The organism is Streptomyces sp. NPDC047515 (assembly GCF_040643055.1).
In the GTDB taxonomy this organism is placed as follows: Bacteria; Actinomycetota; Actinomycetes; order Streptomycetales; family Streptomycetaceae; genus Streptomyces.
Genome location: NZ_JBEYTM010000044.1, coordinates 1 through 17,875 on the forward strand (window position 1 = coordinate 1; position 17,875 = coordinate 17,875).

General features: G+C 71.3%; 14 protein-coding genes and 3 pseudogenes. 8 read left to right on the forward strand and 9 right to left on the reverse strand.

From position 1 onward, the window contains the following. Window positions 1-164: 164 nt before the first annotated feature. The gene (locus tag ABZ826_RS28665) at window positions 165-1,670 is read left to right on the forward strand and encodes an alpha/beta hydrolase (RefSeq protein ID WP_361454371.1); all 1,506 of its coding nucleotides are present in this window, start codon (window positions 165-167) and stop codon (window positions 1,668-1,670) included. A gap of 172 nt (window positions 1,671-1,842) precedes the next feature. Here ABZ826_RS28665 and ABZ826_RS28670 read toward each other — a convergent pair. After that, window positions 1,843-2,469 (reverse strand): annotated as a pseudogene (locus ABZ826_RS28670) (phosphoribosyltransferase); the annotation flags it as partial. Window positions 2,470-2,584: 115 nt separating this feature from the next. Between ABZ826_RS28670 and ABZ826_RS28675 the strand changes: the two are divergent. Continuing rightward, entirely contained in the window at window positions 2,585-3,469 is an 885-nt protein-coding gene (locus tag ABZ826_RS28675) for an HAD-IIA family hydrolase (protein ID WP_361454374.1), read from the forward strand. Between the two features lie 34 nt (window positions 3,470-3,503). Here the strand turns inward: ABZ826_RS28675 and ABZ826_RS28680 are convergent, their stop codons facing one another. Then, window positions 3,504-4,301: a VOC family protein gene (locus tag ABZ826_RS28680; protein ID WP_361454377.1), complete on the reverse strand. Its 798-nt coding sequence runs from the start codon at window positions 4,299-4,301 to the stop codon at window positions 3,504-3,506. Between the two features lie 237 nt (window positions 4,302-4,538). Between ABZ826_RS28680 and ABZ826_RS28685 the strand changes: the two genes are divergently transcribed. Further along, window positions 4,539-5,471 (forward strand): ion transporter, encoded by a 933-nt coding sequence (locus ABZ826_RS28685; RefSeq protein ID WP_361454380.1) that lies wholly within the window; start codon window positions 4,539-4,541, stop codon window positions 5,469-5,471. A gap of 101 nt (window positions 5,472-5,572) precedes the next feature. On the opposite strand, the gene ABZ826_RS28690 is transcribed toward ABZ826_RS28685, so the two are convergent. The 4 genes from ABZ826_RS28690 to ABZ826_RS28705 all read right to left on the reverse strand — a co-directional run bounded on the left by ABZ826_RS28690 (window position 5,573) and on the right by ABZ826_RS28705 (window position 11,068). Then, the gene (locus tag ABZ826_RS28690; protein WP_361454383.1) at window positions 5,573-6,259 is read right to left on the reverse strand and encodes a response regulator transcription factor; all 687 of its coding nucleotides are present in this window, start codon (window positions 6,257-6,259) and stop codon (window positions 5,573-5,575) included. After that, window positions 6,256-7,476 (reverse strand): histidine kinase, encoded by a 1,221-nt coding sequence (locus ABZ826_RS28695; protein ID WP_361454386.1) that lies wholly within the window; start codon window positions 7,474-7,476, stop codon window positions 6,256-6,258. The genes ABZ826_RS28690 and ABZ826_RS28695 overlap by 4 nt, the downstream gene beginning before the upstream one ends. A 173-nt stretch (window positions 7,477-7,649) precedes the next feature. Further along, on the reverse strand, window positions 7,650-9,857 hold the full coding sequence (locus ABZ826_RS28700; protein ID WP_361454389.1) for an MMPL family transporter: 2,208 nt from the start codon (window positions 9,855-9,857) through the stop codon (window positions 7,650-7,652). A 542-nt stretch (window positions 9,858-10,399) separates the two neighbouring features. Beyond that, window positions 10,400-11,068, reverse strand: a complete 669-nt coding sequence (locus ABZ826_RS28705; protein WP_361454392.1) for a class I SAM-dependent methyltransferase — start codon at window positions 11,066-11,068, stop codon at window positions 10,400-10,402. Window positions 11,069-11,212: 144 nt separating this feature from the next. Here ABZ826_RS28705 and ABZ826_RS28710 point away from each other — a divergent pair. Beyond that, window positions 11,213-11,347: pseudogene (locus ABZ826_RS28710) on the forward strand (amino acid ABC transporter substrate-binding protein); the annotation flags it as partial. A 71-nt stretch (window positions 11,348-11,418) separates the two neighbouring features. Here the strand turns inward: ABZ826_RS28710 and ABZ826_RS28715 are convergent. Continuing rightward, window positions 11,419-11,772 (reverse strand): annotated as a pseudogene (locus ABZ826_RS28715) (CAP domain-containing protein); the annotation flags it as partial. 744 nt (window positions 11,773-12,516) lie between these two features. Here ABZ826_RS28715 and ABZ826_RS28720 point away from each other — a divergent pair. From ABZ826_RS28720 to ABZ826_RS28735, 4 genes are all read left to right on the forward strand, one after another. After that, window positions 12,517-13,035: a hypothetical protein gene (locus ABZ826_RS28720; RefSeq protein WP_361454395.1), complete on the forward strand. Its 519-nt coding sequence runs from the start codon at window positions 12,517-12,519 to the stop codon at window positions 13,033-13,035. 92 nt (window positions 13,036-13,127) lie between these two features. Next, window positions 13,128-13,970, forward strand: a complete 843-nt coding sequence (locus tag ABZ826_RS28725) for a DUF4097 family beta strand repeat-containing protein (RefSeq protein WP_361454398.1) — start codon at window positions 13,128-13,130, stop codon at window positions 13,968-13,970. Window positions 13,971-14,057: 87 nt separating this feature from the next. After that, entirely contained in the window at window positions 14,058-15,050 is a 993-nt protein-coding gene (locus ABZ826_RS28730; RefSeq protein WP_361454401.1) for an ATP-binding cassette domain-containing protein, read from the forward strand. Then, window positions 15,047-15,829 carry an ABC transporter permease gene (locus ABZ826_RS28735; RefSeq protein WP_361454404.1) on the forward strand — a complete coding sequence of 261 codons (783 nt, stop codon included), beginning with the start codon at window positions 15,047-15,049 and terminating at the stop codon, window positions 15,827-15,829. Before ABZ826_RS28730 ends, ABZ826_RS28735 begins: the two co-directional genes overlap by 4 nt. 64 nt (window positions 15,830-15,893) lie before the next feature. Here ABZ826_RS28735 and ABZ826_RS28740 read toward each other — a convergent pair whose 3' ends face one another. Together ABZ826_RS28740 and ABZ826_RS28745 are read right to left on the reverse strand one after the other, a co-directional pair. Further along, the gene (locus tag ABZ826_RS28740; RefSeq protein WP_361454407.1) at window positions 15,894-16,703 is read right to left on the reverse strand and encodes an enoyl-CoA hydratase/isomerase family protein; all 810 of its coding nucleotides are present in this window, start codon (window positions 16,701-16,703) and stop codon (window positions 15,894-15,896) included. Then, entirely contained in the window at window positions 16,700-17,830 is a 1,131-nt protein-coding gene (locus ABZ826_RS28745) for a cytochrome P450 (protein ID WP_361454564.1), read from the reverse strand. The genes ABZ826_RS28740 and ABZ826_RS28745 overlap by 4 nt, the downstream gene beginning before the upstream one ends. Between the last annotated feature and the right edge of the window lie 45 nt (window positions 17,831-17,875).

A 17,875-nucleotide genomic window follows, 5' to 3' on the forward strand; every position in this document is an offset into this window, starting at 1 on the left:
GTCGGTCAACAACGCTCCGCGTTGCCTCCCTCCTCCGCCTTGCAGCTGCACGCACCCGGCCCCGCTCCTTATCCCACCCCCCATTTGCCGGTCGGGCTAACCCCACCGCTTTCTGTCATGCCTCCTGGATGGGATCAGGGCGTTCGCTCAACAAGGCTTGCAGCATGAGCACTTACGGAAAATCCGCCGCCTTCGTCGCCCTGTCCGTCACCGTCGCCGCCACCGCCCTCACCGGGGTGGTGACCGCACCCGCCCACGCCGGTACCGCGTCCGCACCCGCGCTCTCCTGGCGGTCCTGTGCCCAGGACGGCGGCCCCGCCGCGCAGGAGTGCGCCGAGCTGCCCGTACCGCTCGACTACCGGGCCCCGGACGGCCCGCAGCTCACCCTCGCCGTGACCCGGCTGCGCAGCGACCGCCCCTCGGCCCGGCGCGGCACGCTGCTGGTGATCGCCGGTGGCCCCGGCTCGTCCGGGGTGCAGCGGGTGACGCAGAAGGGGGAGCAGTTGCGACGGGAGACGGCGGGGCAGTACGACATCGTGAGCCTCGACCCGCGCGGCGTCGGCGGCAGCACGAAGGCGAGCTGCGGGCTCGCCCCGGAGGACCGGGAGCTGATGAACCTGCGGCCCTGGCCCGCCGCCGACGGCTCGATCACCGAGAACGTGGAGCGGTCGCGACGGGTCGCCGAGGCGTGTGCCCGCAACGGGGGAGCGCTGCTGCGGAGCTTGTCCACGGCCAACGAGGTGCGGGACATCGACCGCTTCCGGCAGGCGCTGGGCGAGGAGAAGCTGTCGGCCTGGGGAACCTCGTACGGCACCTATGTGGGCGCCGTGTACGCCCAGAAGTACCCGCAGCACACGGACCGTTGGGTGCTGGACAGCAACGGCGACCCCGACCCGTCGCGGGTGGCCAAGGGCTGGCTGGCGAACATGGCGGTGGGGGCGGCCGACCGCTTCCCCGACTTCGCGCGCTGGGCCTCGGACCCGGCCAGGGAAGCGGAGGGGCTGCGACTGGCTCAGCGGGCCGAGGACGTGCAGCCGCTGGTGCTGGAGCTGGCGGCGCGACTGGACCGTCGGCCGAAGGAGACCACCACGGCGGGCGTCCCGCTCACCGGCGACCGGCTGCGGCAGGCGCTCCAGCTCGCCCTGTACCGCGATGACGCCTTCGCCGGGTTCGCGGAGCTCGTCCGGGCGGCCCGGGACGCGTCGGTGAAGCCCGTCCTGCCCGACGCACTGGCCGGGCCGCTGCCGGACCCGGACGCGGCGGTCGCGATCGGCGTGATGTGCAACGACGTGCGCTGGTCGGGCAGCATCGCGTCGTACCGGCGCGCCGTCGCTGCCGACCGCGTGAAGCACCCGCTCACCGGCGGGATGCCGGTGAACATCTCACCGTGCGCCTTCTGGAAGGACGCCCCCGTGGAGCGGCCGGCCAGGATCACGGACGAGGGGCCGTCCAACGTCCTGATGATCCAGAACCTGCGCGACCCGGCGACCCCGTACTCCGGCGCCCTGAAGATGCGCGAGGCCTTCGGCCACCGGGCCCGCCTCGTCGCCGTCGACCACGGAGGACACGGCGTCTACCTGGGCAACGGCAACGCCTGTGGCGACAGCACGGTCACCACGTTCCTGACGACGGGGGTGCGGCCGGAGCGGGACGCGTACTGCGCGGACTGAGCGGGAGGAGCGGGCTCACGGGGCTGAGTGGGCCGACGCCCATTGCCGGGGCGGTCCTGGTCGGTCCGGCGGTTCGAGGGCGTGGCGCGGGCGTCGGGCGGGCGTCGGGCGGGAGCGGTTGCCGGGCGTCGGCCGCTCACTCGCTGCCCGGCGTCACATGTCCGCTGTGCTCGGCCTGTGCCAGCAGCGAGACGACCTCCTCGTCGGAGGTCTGCGAGAAGTCGCGGTACCACTCGCCGACGGCGAAGAACAGGCGCGGCGTCGACAGACACACCACCTCGTCCGCGGTCTCCCGCAGCCGGGCGACCGCGTCGGGCGGCGCCACCGGTACGGCCGCCAGCAGGCGGGCCGGATGCTGGGCCCGTACGACCTGGCAGGCCGCCGCGGCCGTCGCACCGGTCGCCACACCGTCGTCCACGACGATCACCGTCCGGCCTTCGAGCGGTGTACGCGGCCGGCCCGCGCGGTATGTCTGAGCCCGTCGTACGAGCTCCGCCGACTCGACCCGCTCGATCGCCGCGAGGTCCTGCTTCCCGATCCGGAGATGACCGACGACGTCCTCGTTGATGACCCGTATCCCGCCCTCGCCGATGGCGCCGAACGCCACCTCCTCGTGGTGCGGCACGCCGAGCTTGCGGACCACGATCACATCGAGTCGGGCGCCGAGCATCTGTGCCACCTGGAACGCCACCGGGACTCCGCCGCGGGGCAGGCCCAGCACGACGGGGTTCTCCCGCTCCAGATGCCGCAGCGCCTCGGCCAGTTGCTGTCCCGCGTCCACGCGGTCGGCGAACAGCACGACGGTTTCACCCCCAAACCGGGGGACGGGGCCGCATGGGTGCGTGCCCCACCTGCTCCCTACTTCGAAACAACCCCATGTGCGGCGGCCGCGCAAGTCGGGCAGGGTCGATCGTATGGAAGGAATCGGAGCGGTACTGATCGACATCGACGGTGTGCTCACGGTGTCCTGGAAGCCCCTGCCCGGCACCGTGGCGGCCATGGAGCGACTGCGCGGTGCGGGCCTCCCGCTGGCGCTGGTCACCAACACCACCTCCCGCACCCGCGCCTCGATCGCCGAACGGCTGGCCGCGGTGGGCTTCCCCGTCGGCGCCGACGACATCCTCACCGCCCCCGCCGCCACCGCCGCCCATCTGCGGGAGCACCACCCGGGCGCCCGCTGCCTGCTGATCAACACCGGTGACATCCGGGACGATCTGACGGGCGTGACACTCGTGGACGAGGACGAGGACATGGACATGGACGTGGACATGGACCACGCCATGGACCACGACATGGGCGCGGACGGGGACGGGCAGGACGCCGCCGGTGGCGGGGCCCCGGACGTGGTGATCCTCGGCGGGGCCGGGAACGCCTTCAGTTACGCGGCGCTCAACCGCGCCTTCCGCCATGTGCGGCGGGGCGCCCGGCTCGTCGCCATGCACCGGAACATGTACTGGCGTACGGCCGCCGGGCTCGACCTCGACACCGGCGCGTTCCTCCTGGGGCTGGAGCGGGCCGCCCGCGTCGAGGCGGAGATCACCGGAAAGCCCGCCGGGTCGTTCTTCGCCGCGGCCCTCGCGCACCTCGGCGTCCCCGCGTCCGGCGCCCTGATGGTGGGCGACGACATCGAGTCCGATGTGCTGGCCGCCCAGCGCGCCGGGCTCACCGGTGTGCTCGTCAGGACCGGCAAGTACCTCCCCGAGACGCACCGGGCGGCCGACGGCACCCCGGACCATGTGATCGACTCCTTCGCCGACCTCCCGGCCCTGCTGGAACGCCTGGGGACGCCGGAACCATGAGGACTCGGCGAAACCGTGAGGACCCGGCGGGACCTCAGGACACCGGTGAGGTACCGGGCACCTCGCCCTCGGTCGTGTGGACGTCGATCACGGAGAACGCCGCGCCCTGCGGGTCCGTCAGCGCGGCGAAGCGGCCGAACGGGATGGTCATCGGGCCGAACCGCAGGACCGCGCCGCGCTCGGTCGCCCTCGCCACGGCGGCGTCGCAGTCAGGGACGGTGAAGTACACGTTCACGTGCGGCGGCACCTCGGGCGGGAATTCGTCGCCCATCCTCATCCGCCCCATGACCGTCTTGTCGCCCAGGTTGAACATCCTGAAGTCGACATGCTCGTCCGCGATCTCCACGATGCTGTACGGGAAGACGGCGGGGAAGAAGGCGTCGGACTTCTCCGGCTCCCGGGTGAACACCTCGGCCCAGCAGAACGCACCGGGCACGCCCTGGGCCTCGAAGCCCTCGTGCGTGCCCGCCTGCCACACGCCGAAGACGACCCCGCTCGGGTCGCGGGCAAGCAGCATCGTGCCGAACTCGCCGACCTCCATGGGGTCCATCAGCGTCTCGCCGCCGTTCTCGCGGATCTTCGCGGCGGTGGCGGCGGCGTCCGGCGAGGCGAGGTACAGGCACCAGGCCGACGGGCCCTCCTGGCCGGGCATCGGAGGCACGACGGCGGCGACCGCCTTGCCGTCGGCGTACGCCTGCGTGTAGTCGCCGAACTCGGACGAGGACTCGCCGAACGTCCAGCCCAGCACATCACCGTAGAAGCGCTTCGCGCCGTCGAGGTCGGGGAACATCGCGTCGGCCCAGCACGGCGTGCCCTCCGCTTGTACAGCCATGACGTCGACTCCTTCGTGCTCGACGGGTTGCCCGGTGTTTTCACGCTAGCCAGCCGACCGCCCGCACGCGCGCCGGGAGCGGGGCCGCCGAACCGTTTCCGTACACCGTTCGCTCCTGCGCGCACCCCATCCCCGCTCCTGCAGGCCCCGATTGCCGGTCGGTCTAAGATCCACTCCTGTTGGTGAGCGGGAGCCGGCCTGCGGCGAAACGAAGTCTTCGAGGAAACGAATCACACCATGTCCGAACAGGTCGCCGCGGAGTTACGGCGTGCCATCGCCGTACGCAGCCGCCGTGTCGTGAACTCCTCCGCCTTCGCCGGCACCGTGTTCTGCGTGATCGTGGCCAATGCGGCCCTGCTGGGGATCGAGACGTACAGCGGCGTCGTGCAGGAGTGGCACGGCGCTCTCAAGGCGACGGAACATGTCTTTCTCGCCGCGTTCACCGTCGAGATCCTGTTGCGGGCCGCGGCCCACGCCGACCGGCCCGGGGACTTCTTCCGCGACCCCTGGAACGTCTTCGACGTGCTCGTCGTCGCCCTGGCCTTCCTGCCGTTCGCCCGCGAGAACGCCACGGTGCTGCGACTGCTGCGGCTGGCCCGGGTGCTGCGTGCGGCACGATTCCTGCCCCAGCTGCGCATCGTGATCGTGGCGGTCGGCAAGAGCCTGCCCGGCACGCTGAGCTTTCTGCTCGTCGGCGCGCTGCTGCTCTATGTGTACGCCATGGTCGGCTGGGTCTTCTTCGCGGACGCCAACCCCGAGCACTTCGGCTCGCTCGGCCGCGCGGTGCTCACGCTCTTCCTCCTCATCACCCTCGACGGCCTCGGGGACGCGGTCCGCGCCGCGCTGGAGATCTCGCGCTGGACGATCGTCTACTTCGCCTCGTTCGTGCTGCTCGGTTCCTTCCTGCTCGTCAACCTCCTCATCGGCGTGGTCATCAACTCCCTGGAGGAGGCGCGGGAGTTGGAGAAGGAGCGGGAGCTGGAGGAGAGCGCGGCGCTCTCCGGAGGGTCGTTGCGCGTCGATGACACCGAGTCCCTGCGGGCGCAGCTCGATGCCGCCCGCCGGGCCCTGGACGGCATCGAGGCCGGTCTCGCGCCGCCCCGGCAACCGTGCGGCTGCCGGGACGCGGTCGAGGGAGAGCTCGTGGCGAGGGGGGAGCCCGTCCCGTAGGACGGACATCGCCCGTACGGCGGGCCGGGCCGTCAGCGGTCCGGGACCGGACCGACGGTGTCGAGCGCGGCCATGCCCTTCGACACCCCGCGCCGCCTCCCTCAGCGCCCGTCGCACGGTTGCGGCGGGTCCACCCGCACCAGGCCCGACTGGTAGGCCATGGCGACCAGTTGGGCCCGGTGCCGGGCTCCCAGTTTGCTCATGGCCCGCCCGACATGGGTGCGTACGGTCAGCGGGCTGACGTGCATCCGCTCGGCGATCTCGTCGTTCGACAGGCCCTCGGCGGCCTGCGCCATGACCTCGCGCTCGCGGGCGGTCAGGACGTCCAGGGCCCCGGGCACGGCGATGCCGCCCTCCGGGCGGGCGAGATAGCGGGTGATGAGGGCCCGGGTCGCGGTGGGCGACAGGAGCGTGTCGCCCGAGGCCACCGTGCGGATCGCGTCCAGGAGTTCCTCGGGGCCGACGTCCTTGCCGAGGAAGCCGCTGGCTCCCGCGCGCAGGGCCCGCGCCACGTACTCGTCGATCTCGAACGTGGTGAGGATGAGGATGCGGGTCTCCCGCAGCGCCTCGTCGCGGCAGATCTCCTCGGTCGCCGCCAGCCCGTCGAGGCCCGGCATGCGGATGTCCATCACGACCACGTCCGGCGCGGTGGCACGGGCCTGCTCCACCGCCTCCCGGCCGTCCGCCGCGACGCCGACGACCTCCATGTCGTCGTTCGAGTCGATCAGCAGCCGGAAGGTTCCGGCCAGCAGCGCCTGGTCATCGGCCAGCAGTACCCGGATGGTCATCGCGCCGTCCTCTCGTCGTCCTGGTGGGGTTCGGGTTCCGCCGTCTCCAGGGGAAGTTCCGTGGTCACTTCGAAACCGCCGCTCGCCCGGTGCCCGGCGGCCAGCCGGCCTCCGACGGACAGGGCCCGCTCCCGCATGCCGATGAGGCCGTACCCGGGCGCGCCGGCCGTCCGCGGCTCGTGTCCGTCGTCGGTGATGGTCAGGGTGAGCAGGCGGCGCGTGTAGCGGAGCCGGACCGAGGCCGTCGCGGAGCCCGCGTGCTTGGTGACGTTGGTCAGCGCTTCCTGCACGATCCGGTACGCGGTCAGGTCCGTGCCCGACGACAGCGCCCGCTTCTCACCGTCCACCGACACCGAGACGACGAGGCCCGCCCGCTCGAACGAGGCGATCAGCTCCGGGAGCTGGGCCAGCCCGGGGGAGGGTTCCAGCGGCGCCTCCGGGTCGCCCTCGCGGCGCAGCAGCCCCACGGTCGCCTTGAGTTCGCGCAGTGCGCAGGAGGTGGTTCCGGCGAGCTGGTCCATCATGTCCTGCGCCTGCTCGGGCCGGCTGCGCAGCAGGTACGCGGCGGTGGCCGCCTGCGCGTGGGCGAGGGCGATGTGATGCGCGACGATGTCGTGGAGCTCGCGGGCGATCCGGGTCCGTTCCTCGCTCACCCGGCGGCGTGCCTCCTCCTCGCGGGTGCGTTCCGCCAGCTCGGCCCGCGCCTCCACGGCGGCGACATGGTCGCGCCGGGTCCGTACCGACTCACCGACGGCGCCCGCCAGCAGGACGCAGGAGAGGGTGCCGATCTGGTCGGGCCGCAGCAGCGCGCCCCTGCCCCAGCCGACGGAGACGACGACGAGGGCGACGGCCACCCCGGTCGTGTACACCGTGGTCGTGCGCAGGTCCGTACGCAGGGCCAGGAGATAGAGGGCGACCAGGGCGGCGCCGGCGACGCTGGGGCTGGGGTCGAACCCGATGCGGCCGCCCATGACGCCCAGGACGCCACCGCACATCGTCGTCACCGCCACCACCGTGCGCGGGAATCCGCGCTGCCCCAGCAGCAGAACGGCGGAGGGCACGACGGCGGCCAGGGAGAAGGCGAGCGTCGGGGCGCGGACGATCCGGGCGTCGGTCAGGGTGCTGGAGAAGACCGCGAAGACCCACAGCACCACGGCCACCGCCACGTCGACGGCCCGGGGGTGGCGTCGGGCCCACTGCCACCAGTCGGTGAACACGCAGTCTCTCTTTCTCTTCCGCAGGGTCTGTCCGACCATCCATGGTCGTCGACTCGGCCGTCTGCCCGCGCAGGGCGGCCAAAGGCCCGTCCGTCAGGCGCTCGACGGACGGGCCTTTGGCCGCCTCACGTCACTCACCGCGGCTCATACGCGCGACGTCACTCCACCGCGGCTCATACGCGCACGGGATCGAGGTCGGGTTCCGTCGTCGGCGCGGGCGCCGCGGGCCCGCCGTGGGTCAGCTTCTCGCCCTCGACGTCCACCCGGGGCAGGACCTTCCCCAGCCACCGGGGCAGCCACCACGCCCGGTCGCCGAGCAGGGCGAGCACCGCCGGGACGATCGTCATCCGGACGACGAACGCGTCGAAGAAGACGGCCGAGGCGAGACCGACGCCCATCATCTTGATCATCGGCTCGCTCATCCCGATGAACCCGGCGAACACCGCGATCATGATGACGGCCGCGGCTGCGACGACCCGGGCGCTGTGCCGGAACCCGGTGACGATCGCCTCGCCGGGCCGCTCCCCGTGGACGTACGCCTCCCGCATCCGGGTCACGAGGAAGACCTCGTAGTCCATCGCCAGACCGAAGACCACCCCGATCAGGAAGATCGGCATCATGCTCATCACGGGTCCGGTCTGCTCGACGCCGAGGGCGTCGGCGAGCCATCCCCACTGGAAGACCGCGACGATCGTGCCGAAGGCCGCCGTCACGGACAGCAGGAAGCCGAGGGCCGCCTTCAGCGGGACCAGCAGCGAGCGGAAGACGACCATCAGGAGCAGGAAGGCCAGCCCGACGACGAGCGCGAGGTAGGGGACCAGCGCGTCGGTGACCTTCTGCGACACGTCGATGTTCACCGCGGTCGTGCCGGTGACGAGCATCGTCGCACCGGTCGCGGACTCCAGGCCGCGGGCCTCGTCGCGGATGGTGTGGACGAGGTCCGTGGTGTCCGCGGAGCTCGGTCCGGTGGCGGGCACGGCGGTGAGCACCGCGGTGTCGCCGGCCTCGTTGAAGGCGGGGGGCGTCGCGGCGACGATGCCGTCGGTGGCGGTGAGCTGCTTGGCGGCCCGCTCCGCCGCGGCCTTCGGGTCGGCCGAGCCCTTGGCGTCGACGACCACGGTGAGCGGCCCGTTGAAGCCGGGGCCGAAGCCGTGGGCCAGCGCGTCGTAGGCGCGGCGCTGGGTGGTCGAGGTGGACTTCGACTCGTCGCCCGGCATGCCGAGCTGGAGATCGAGCGCCGGTACGGAGATCAGGCCGAGGCCGAGGATGCCGAGCAGCAGGACCGCGAGCGGCCGACGGATCACGAAGCGGGCCCAGCGGGTGCCCATGTTGGGCCGGTCGTCCTTGGCGCGCTGCCCGCCCCGCGCCTTGCGCTGGGCGCGCGGCAGGACGGCCTTCTGGAAGAAGCCGAGCAGTGCGGGCAGCAGGGTCATCGCGACCAGGACGGCGATCACGACGGTGCCGGCCGCGGCGAGGCCCATCCTGGTCAGGACGGGAATGCCGACCACGGACAGGCCCGCCAGGGCGATGACGACGGTGAGACCGGCGAAGACGACGGCGGAACCCGCCGCTCCCACGGCCCGTGCCGCGGCCTCCTCCGCGCTGTGGCCCTCCGCGCGTTCCGTCCGGTAGCGCGAGACGATGAACAGGGCGTAGTCGATGCCGACCGCGAGCCCCAGCATCAGGGCGAGCGTGGTCGTGGTCGTGGACATCCCGAGGGCGACGATCGAGGCCACGCCCACGCCGATGCCGACGATCGCGGTGAGCAGCGGGAGGCCCGCCGCGGCGAGCGACCCGAAGGTGATGAGCAGGACGACCGCCGCGGCGGCGACACCGATGAGTTCGGTCGTGCCGCCGAGTTCCCCCTTCGGCACCAGGGCCGAACCGCCGAGCTCCACGGTCAGGCCCGCGTCCCGCCCGTTCTCGGCGGCGTCCTCCAGCGCCTTGGTGGTGGCGTCGGTGAGGTCGGTGCTCTGTACGTCGTACGAGACGGTGGAGTACGCGGTCGTGCCGTCCTCGCTGATGGCCCCGGCCATCTCGAACGGGTTGAGGGCGCCCTTGACCTGCGAGCCGCCCGCCACGTCCGCGACGACCTTCTCGACGGCGGCCTTGTTCGGGCCCGCGGTGACCTTCTGGCCCTTGGGCGCGACGAAGACGATACGGGCGCCGGCGGCCTTGGAGTTGCCGCCGGGGAAGCGCTGGTCCAGCAGGTCGAACGCCTTCTGCGACTCCGTGCCGGGCATCGAGAACCCGTCCTCGGGGGCGGTCGGCGCCTTGGCCGCGGCGAACGCGCAGGCGGCCAGGACCACCACCCAGAGCAGGGCGACGAGCCGGCGTCTCCGGAAGGAGAAGCGGCCCAGCCGGTAGAGGAAGGTAGCCACGAAGAGGCGCTCCAGTCTGTCTGGGCCGGGCAACGGGTCGGCGGCGCGAGTGCCGCGCTCCGGCCGTGCCTGGGCCGCGCCGGGGCACGGCGGGGCCGGAGGAATGCCTCAATCCTTCGTGAACGGGGGCGTGATCGTCGTCGTCCGCCTGCATGGAGTCGTACGTACTGCCGCTGCCGTACGCGGCGGGTGCGCCGTACCTCGTGAACAGGACGGCGCGGGCGCATCGGGTCATCCCCCGGACCCATCACCCTTTGCCGGGACCGGCCCCCGGCGGCAGCGGGAAACACGGGCGCGCTCGCCCGGAGCGTACGAGCGCCTGACGCGCGTTTGCCATGGTCACGCCGGCGTGGGGGCGGGATCGCGCGAAGTCCCGTTCGCGTGGCGGGAGATGGAGAAGGCGCGGCACGGTGACGAAGTCACCACGCTCGGTGCGTCTGCGTACACACGACGGGCAGAGGCAGCACCTTCGACCGGCGTCGCGACCGTTCGGAGGAGCCTTGCCCGGCACGGGACCCTGCGCCTCTCCCGGCGCCTGATTCTCAGCCGGGTCGCTTGGCCATGACGACCACACCCGGCCCCGTGTGCTCATCCGCAGGAAGCCGAAGTTCGGCGACCGGGCGCAGGCCGGCCTGCTCGATCAGGTCCACGAGTTGTTCCGGCCGCCATTTGTGTGTCGTCCAACGAACGGGTACACCTCCGTAGGCCTCGGTGCGCACCAGGTCTTCGTCGCCGACGTGTGTTGCGGCGATGAGGTGTCCGCCCGGCTTCAGCGCGCGCGCGAACAGGGCGAGAACCTGAGGAAGGACGTCACGGGGGAGGTTGAACAGTGACCACCACCCGAGCACGCCGCCGAGGGACGCTTCACCGAGGTCGAGGTCGGTGGCAGAGGCGACGCTGAAGCGGCATTGCGGATGAAGACGGCGCGCGTTCTCGATCATGCGAGGGGAGAGATCGACCCCGGACACGTCGAGTCCGCGTTCGGCAAGGTAGGCGGTCACCGTTCCGGGTCCGCAGCCGACGTCGAGGACAGGCCCGAGCTCGCTCACGGTGTCGGCGAAGGCGTCGATCGATGCCTTGAGCCAGGGATGGCGACGGATGTCGCCGATTCCCGTCGTCACCACCATGTGGGCGTAGTTGTCGGCCACGCGGTCGTAGGACTCACGGACCACGTCGAGATCGGTCGGGCGGTCAATTCGGTGGGCACGCATCGGCCAAGGATAGGAGTGTGCGACGGCCTACGGGCGGGTTCGCGTCTTCAACTGTCACCAGTTCTCCACAGGGTCCAGCCTGGTGGTGACCGCCAAGGACGTCGGGGTGCCTGGTCGCTCGCGCCGCTGCCGCCAGGGCGGACGGCCCTGCGCGAGCGGCCGGCCGAAACGCCCTCCTTCGTCGCCTTCGAGGGCTACGGCACGGTCACGGTCCTCGCCGATGTGCTGCGTTCTCACAGCGTCGACCGGGCGCGCATCGCCGAATCCTGGCCGCGCGTCGGGGCCGGTCTCCCGCTGGAACCACCGGCCCCTGGCCCCCTACCTCCTGCTCTGTTCCTGAAGGCGGGCCGTCCGAAGTCCTGCGTCCAGTAGTTGCCGGGCTGCGCGAGGCCCACGCCGATTTCCTTGAACGAGCAGTTGAGGATGTTGCGCCGGTGGCCGGCGCTGCTCATCCAGCCGGCCATGACGCTCTCGGGGGTGGTGTAGCCGTGGGCGACGTTCTCGCCGTACCCGCTCCGGGCGTATCCGGCGTCCGCGATCCGGTTGCTCGGGTCGGAGCCGTCGGAGCCGGTGTGGGACATGTTCCGGTGGGAAGCCATGTCCGCGCTGTGCTTCCGGGCGGACTCCGTGAGTTTCGCGTTCACCGTCAACGGCGAGCAACCGACCGCGCGACGCATGCTGTTGACCAACGTCAGCAGGCGGGCGGTCTGCTTCTCGTGTGGGCCGAAGGCGGTCGCGGTGGCAGCGGAGGGCACATCCGCGGCTGTCACGGTCTCCGCGGCTCCCAGGGTTCCCACGGCTCCCAGCCCGACGACAGCAAGGGCCATCCATCGGCGGGACGCCTTCGCGCGGTGCTTCGTCATATGTGTGACCTCACTCGGTACGCGAAACTCGACAGTCGGTGTTCGTCCGGGAACGGCTTCAGGAGTGTGCCGAGGGAGTGGCCGGCCCACCTGGACGACCTGCACATGGCTCAGCCCCTGGGCCCCTTCCCGCCTCCGGCGGTCCGTACCTGAGAACGAGTCCGACGCGGATCGAGTGGATCCCGTTGACGAACGTACGCGGGATGACGGGCCGCCTAGGCCGTGCCCGGCAGACTATTTCGCCCGAGGAGGCCGAGGCGCGCGTCCACACCCATCGCTCAACAACGTGACACCAGTGGAGCAATGTGCCGCGTACCTGAAGCGGAGGGGCGCCCAGTGAGCGGGCGCGGCATCAGATGGCACCACACGGCATCACATGGCGCCAAGTGGCGCCGCTTGGTGCCATCTAGTGCCGTCGGGTGCCGTTCTGCGCTCCCGCGAGCGCATCAGTGCGCATGGTGCCACACCGACGCAGGTCGAATTCTTCACGTTTTCGCAGTTCAGAAGAGGTCTTCGGTATCTCGCCCCGCGCGCGGTGTGCATGTGGGCTTGCGTGTGGCGCCATGACGGTGCCATCATGGCGTCATGGACCTCACCCCGTATGTCGACACCCTTCGCCGCGACCTCGCGGTGGCCGCCGAAGCCGGCGGGGAAGATGCCCGCGAGCTGGCCGAGCGGCTCACCGCTCCTCTGGAGTCGGCGACCCGCCTGACCCTGCTCAACGTGCTCTCCGCCGCGATGGACGAGATCACCCGCGAGCTCGCCCCCGGCTCGGTCGACGTACGGCTGCGCGGGCTCGACCCCGACTTCGTGGTGACGCCGCCGCCCACCGACAGCGGCGCCCCCGCCGAGCCGGTCGCGCCCGTCGAACCGTTCAAGGCGCCGCTGCCCGCCGACGGCGACGAGGGCGGCACCGCCCGCGTCAATCTGCGTCTGCCGGCTCATCTCAAGGCGCGCGCCGAGGAGGCCGCGAGCCGCGAGGGCCTGTCGGTCAATGCGTGGCTGGTGCGCGCCGTGACGGGGGCGCTCGACGGCGGCACGCCGCCGCGTACGACGGAGAAGACCCGCGCCATCGGGCACAGCTTCACGGGCTGGGTGCGCTAGCCGCGCCCGCGCCTGCATCCCGAACAAGCACTGCACCCACACCACGTCCCACCTGCGGGGACGGCCCAAGGACTCATGAGGACGGTACAGCCATGCCTTCTTTCGACACTCCCGAACCGATTGCGGTTACCGCCTACGTGTACTCAGGTTCCATCCGGTTTGCCGCGGGCGACCGCCTCGACACCGTCGTCGAGGTGCGGCCCCGCGACCCGAAGAAGGACCTGGACGTACGGACGGCCGACCAGACCGAGGTCGCCTGCGCGAGCGGCGTCCTGACCGTCACCACGCCCAAGGCCAATCTGCTCGGGCGCGGCGGCACCGTCGACGTGACGGTGGAACTGCCCACGGGCTCACGCATCGACATGACCGGCACCGCGGGCAACGTGCTCGGCGAGGGCCGGCTCGGTGAGGTCCGTGTGAAGACCTCGGCCGGCGATGTCCGCCTCGACACCACCGGCCCGCTGAAGCTGACCGCGTCGCACGGATCGATCACCGTGGCCCGGGTCGAGGGCATGGCCGAGATCACCAGCAGCACCGGCAACGTGCGCGTCGGCACCGTCGACGGGCCCGCCGTCCTGAAGAATTCGCACGGCAACACGATCGTCGGCGCCGTGACCGGCGAGCTGCGGGTGAGTGGCGCCAATGGCGGCGTCGACATCGCGCGCGCCGAGGCGTCGGTCACCGGCACCACGACCAACGGCGACCTGCGTGTCGCCGAAGTCGCTTGCGGCAACGTCCAGTTGGAGACCTCCAACGGCTCCATCGAGGTCGGCATCCGCGAGGGCACCGCTGCCTGGCTCGACGTCAGCTCCGACCGTGGGCAGGTACGCAACACGCTCGCCGACTCCGCAGCCCCGGGGGAGACCGAGGACATCGTCAAGGTCCGCGCCCGGACCCGCTGGGGCAACATCGACGTCCTCCGTGCCCGGGTCTGAGCCACCCCACCCCGTACGGCACTTCAACTCGTCCACTGTTCCCACCACGTCACCCTTCGATCGGAGGGCTCCATGCCTATCCCTGTCATGCCCACGTCCAGGCGGGGAGGCGGTCACCCCTCGACCGCCGCCGTCTCCACCGTCGGTCTGCGCAAGTCGTACGGCGACAAGACCGTCCTCGACGGCATCGATCTGCGCATTCCGCCCGGCACGGTGTTCGCCCTGCTCGGGCCGAACGGCGCGGGCAAGACCACCACCGTGCAGATCCTGTCCACGCTCATCGCCGCCGACGGCGGACAGGCCCAGGTCGCGGGCCACGACGTCGCCAAGGCACCGGACGGGGTACGGGCCGCGATCGGTGTCACCGGGCAGTTCGCCGCGCTCGACGATCTGCTCACCGCCGAGGAGAACCTGCTCCTCATGGCCGACCTGCTGCGCCTGGGCAAGCGCGAAGGGCGCTCCCGTGCCAGGGAGTTGCTGGAGCGGTTCGAGATCGCGGATGTCGCCGGCAACCGGGCCGCGACCTTCTCCGGCGGTATGCGGCGCCGGCTCGACATCGCCATGACGCTGGTCGGCGACCCGCAGGTGATCTTCCTGGACGAGCCGACGACCGGGCTCGACCCACGCAGCCGCCGCACCATGTGGGACACGGTGCGCTCGTTGGTCGCGGGCGGCACCACGGTCTTTCTCACCACCCAGTACCTGGAGGAGGCCGACCAGTTGGCCGACCGGGTCGCGGTGCTGGACGGCGGCCGGATCGTCGCCGAGGGCACGGCCGACGAGCTGAAGTCGCAGATCCCCGGCAGCCACGTACGGCTGCGATTCACCGAACCCGCCGAGTACGAGCGCGCGGCCGCCGCGTTCCCCGGCGCCGCCCGCGACGAGGAGAACCTCGCCCTGCGCGTGGCGGGCGACGCCGGGCTCGACGCGCTGCGCGGTCTGCTCGACCGGCTCGACGCGGCCGGCATCCGGGCCGCCGACTTCTCCGTGCACACCCCCGACCTCGACGACGTGTTCCTCGCCCTGACCGGCGACGGCACCGCCGCCACCCCGCTCCACGTGAAGGAGACCCTGCGATGAGCACCCTCGGCTACGCCGTGCACGATTCGATGACGATGCTGCGGCGCAACCTGAAGCACGCGATCCGCTATCCGGCCGTGGGGTTCGGCAGCGCCATGACGCCGATCCTGATGCTGCTGCTGTTCGTGTACGCCTTCGGCGACTCGATCGGTGCCGGGATGGGCGGCGGCCGGGACGCGTATCTGAACTATCTGACGCCCGGCATCATCGTCATGGGGGTGGCCGCCGGCTCGATGTCGACCTCGATCGCGGTCTGCTCCGACATGACCGAGGGGATCATCAACCGCTTCCGCACCATGAACATCACACGCTCGTCGTTCATGACCGGGCATGTCATCGGCAGCGTCATCCAGACGATGGTGTGCATCGTCATGGTCGTGGGCGTCGCGCTCGCCGTCGGATTCCGTTCGGACGCGAGCCCGCTGGAGTGGCTGGCCGCCGCCGGTCTCCTCGCGGCCATCGCCTTCGCGGTGGCCTGGCTGTCGGCGGCACTCGGCCTGATCTCCAAGACCGTCGAGTCCGCGAGCAACAAGCCACTGCTGGTCCAGTTCCTGCCGTTCCTCGGCTCCGCGTTCGTGCCGGCCGACTCGATGTCCCCGGGCCTGCGCTGGTTCGCCGAGAACCAACCGTTCACGCCGATGACCGAGACGCTGCGCGGCCTGCTCTCCGGCTCGGAGATCGGCAACAACGGCTGGATCTCGCTCGCCTGGTGCGCCGGCATCGCCCTGGTCGGCTATGTCTGGTCGCGCTCGCTGTTCAACAGCACCACCAAGCGCTGAGGGATCGTCAGGGCGCAGACCTGGGGCCGTTCGTCCGGATCAGGCCCGATCCGGATGAACGGCCCTAACGCACTGCCCCGGTGCCCCGGGCGTCGCGGCTGCGGCGGGTCGCGGCGGCGACGGTGGCCATCAGCTCCGCGTCCAGGACGGACGGATCGGCCAGCCGGGTCGGGGCGGCGTACGAGTTGAGCAGCGCCTTCGTGACGCGCAGGGCGGCCTCCGGGCGGCGCACGACGGGCTTGGCCCACGCGGTGACCGCGGCGTCGAGGGAGTCCTCGGGCACGACGCGCTGGAGGACCGACAGTTCGTACGCCTCGGCGGCGTCGAAGGCGCGTCCGGTCAGGATGAGCTCGCGCGCACGGGCGGCGCCGACCTCGTGGATCAGACGGGGCAGTACGCCGCCCCACGCGGTGGGCAGCCCGAGCGCCAGCTCCGGCAGCCGGAAACCGGCGGTGTCGGCGCCGACGCGCAGATCGCAGGCGAGCGCCAGCGCCAGTCCCGCGCCGATCGCCTTGCCCTGGATCCTGGCTATGGTGACGGCCTGGCTGGTGGAGATGGCCTCACAGACGCGGCGGGCCTTGTCGCCCGCGATCCGGATGCCCCGCCCGGCGGGGTCGTCGTCGAGCCAGTCGGCGAACTCGTTGCGGTCACCGCCCAGGCAGAAGTCGTCGCCGGCCCCGCTGAGCACCAGCACCCGGACGTCGGGGTCCGGGACCGCCAGGACCGCCAGCAGATCGTCCAGCATCGCCTCGGTGACCGCGTTGCCGGTGGCGGGGCAGTTCAGCTCCACCCGCAGGACGGGACCCTCGCGTTCCGTGCGCACCGTGCCCGGCCGCCGGTAGGGGGAGAGGTAGTCGGGGAGGGAGAGCCTCATATCGCCACGCTCATCGCGGTCACGCGTCGGAAGACCAGACGGGACGCGTAACTGGCCGGTGTGACGACACGCAGGGTGGGGAAACGTTTCAGGAGCTGGGTGAGGAGCGTACGGGCCTCCAGGCGGGCGAGGGCCGCGCCCAGGCAGTAGTGCACACCGCCGCCGAAGGTGAGGTGGGTGCCGCTGCGCTCGATGTCGAAGTCGTCCGGGTTCTCGTTGCGCCGCGGGTCGTGGTTGGCGGCCCCGTACATGACGTGGACCATGCTGTCCTTCGCGATCGGCACGCCCGCCAGGACCGTGTCGTCGGCAGCGATCCGGGTGTTGATCCCGATGGGCGGGTCGTACCGGAGGACCTCGTCGACGGCGGCGTCGATGTAACCCGGGTTCTTTGCGAGCCACGCCCACCGGCCGGGCTCCCTCTGCAGGAGACCCACCATGGTCGACAGCAGCGTCGCGGTGGTCTCCAGCGAGGCGATGGTGACGAACATGGTGAGACGGTAAAGGATCTCGTCCGCCGTCTCGCGGTCGGGTTCCCTCGCGTCCCACGTGTGGATCCAGCCGGTCAGGACATCGTTGCCGGGGTTCGCGCGGCGCTGTTTCACGAGATCGGTGAAGTACGCGCGCAGATGCACGGTCGCCTCGGCGGACACGGCGAGCTGGCTCTTGGTGGGCAGCAACTCCTGGGCGTGCACCTGGTTGTGGGTGATCTCCAGGATGTGGGCGTAGTCCTCGGGCGGGATCCCCAGCCAGGAGCCGATGGTGCTGATCGGGAGCTGTTCGCTGACCGTACTGACGAAGTCGGCCTCGCCCCGGCGCAGTTTGTCGGCCAGATCGTCGAGGAGGCGGGTGACGTGCTCCTCGACCTGCGGGGTCAGCCACTCGATGGTCGAACGGTCGAAGAGGTTGCCGAGGCTGCGGCGCTGGCAGGTGTGCTCGGGCGCGTTGAGGCGGGAGAGCGTCTTGGTCATCTCCTGGGTGGCGACCGCTTCCCAGCGCTCGGTGTCCTCCTGGCGTTCCTGCCAGGCGAAGTCCGGCGCCAGCCAGTTGCGACCGCGAAGCACTTCGCTGCACGCGTCGAACCCGGTGACGAAGTACGCGTCCCAGGGAGCGCGCACGACGTCTCCCATGGCTCTCAGCTCACCCAGGAGGCCGAAGGGATCGGCCTGCCCCTC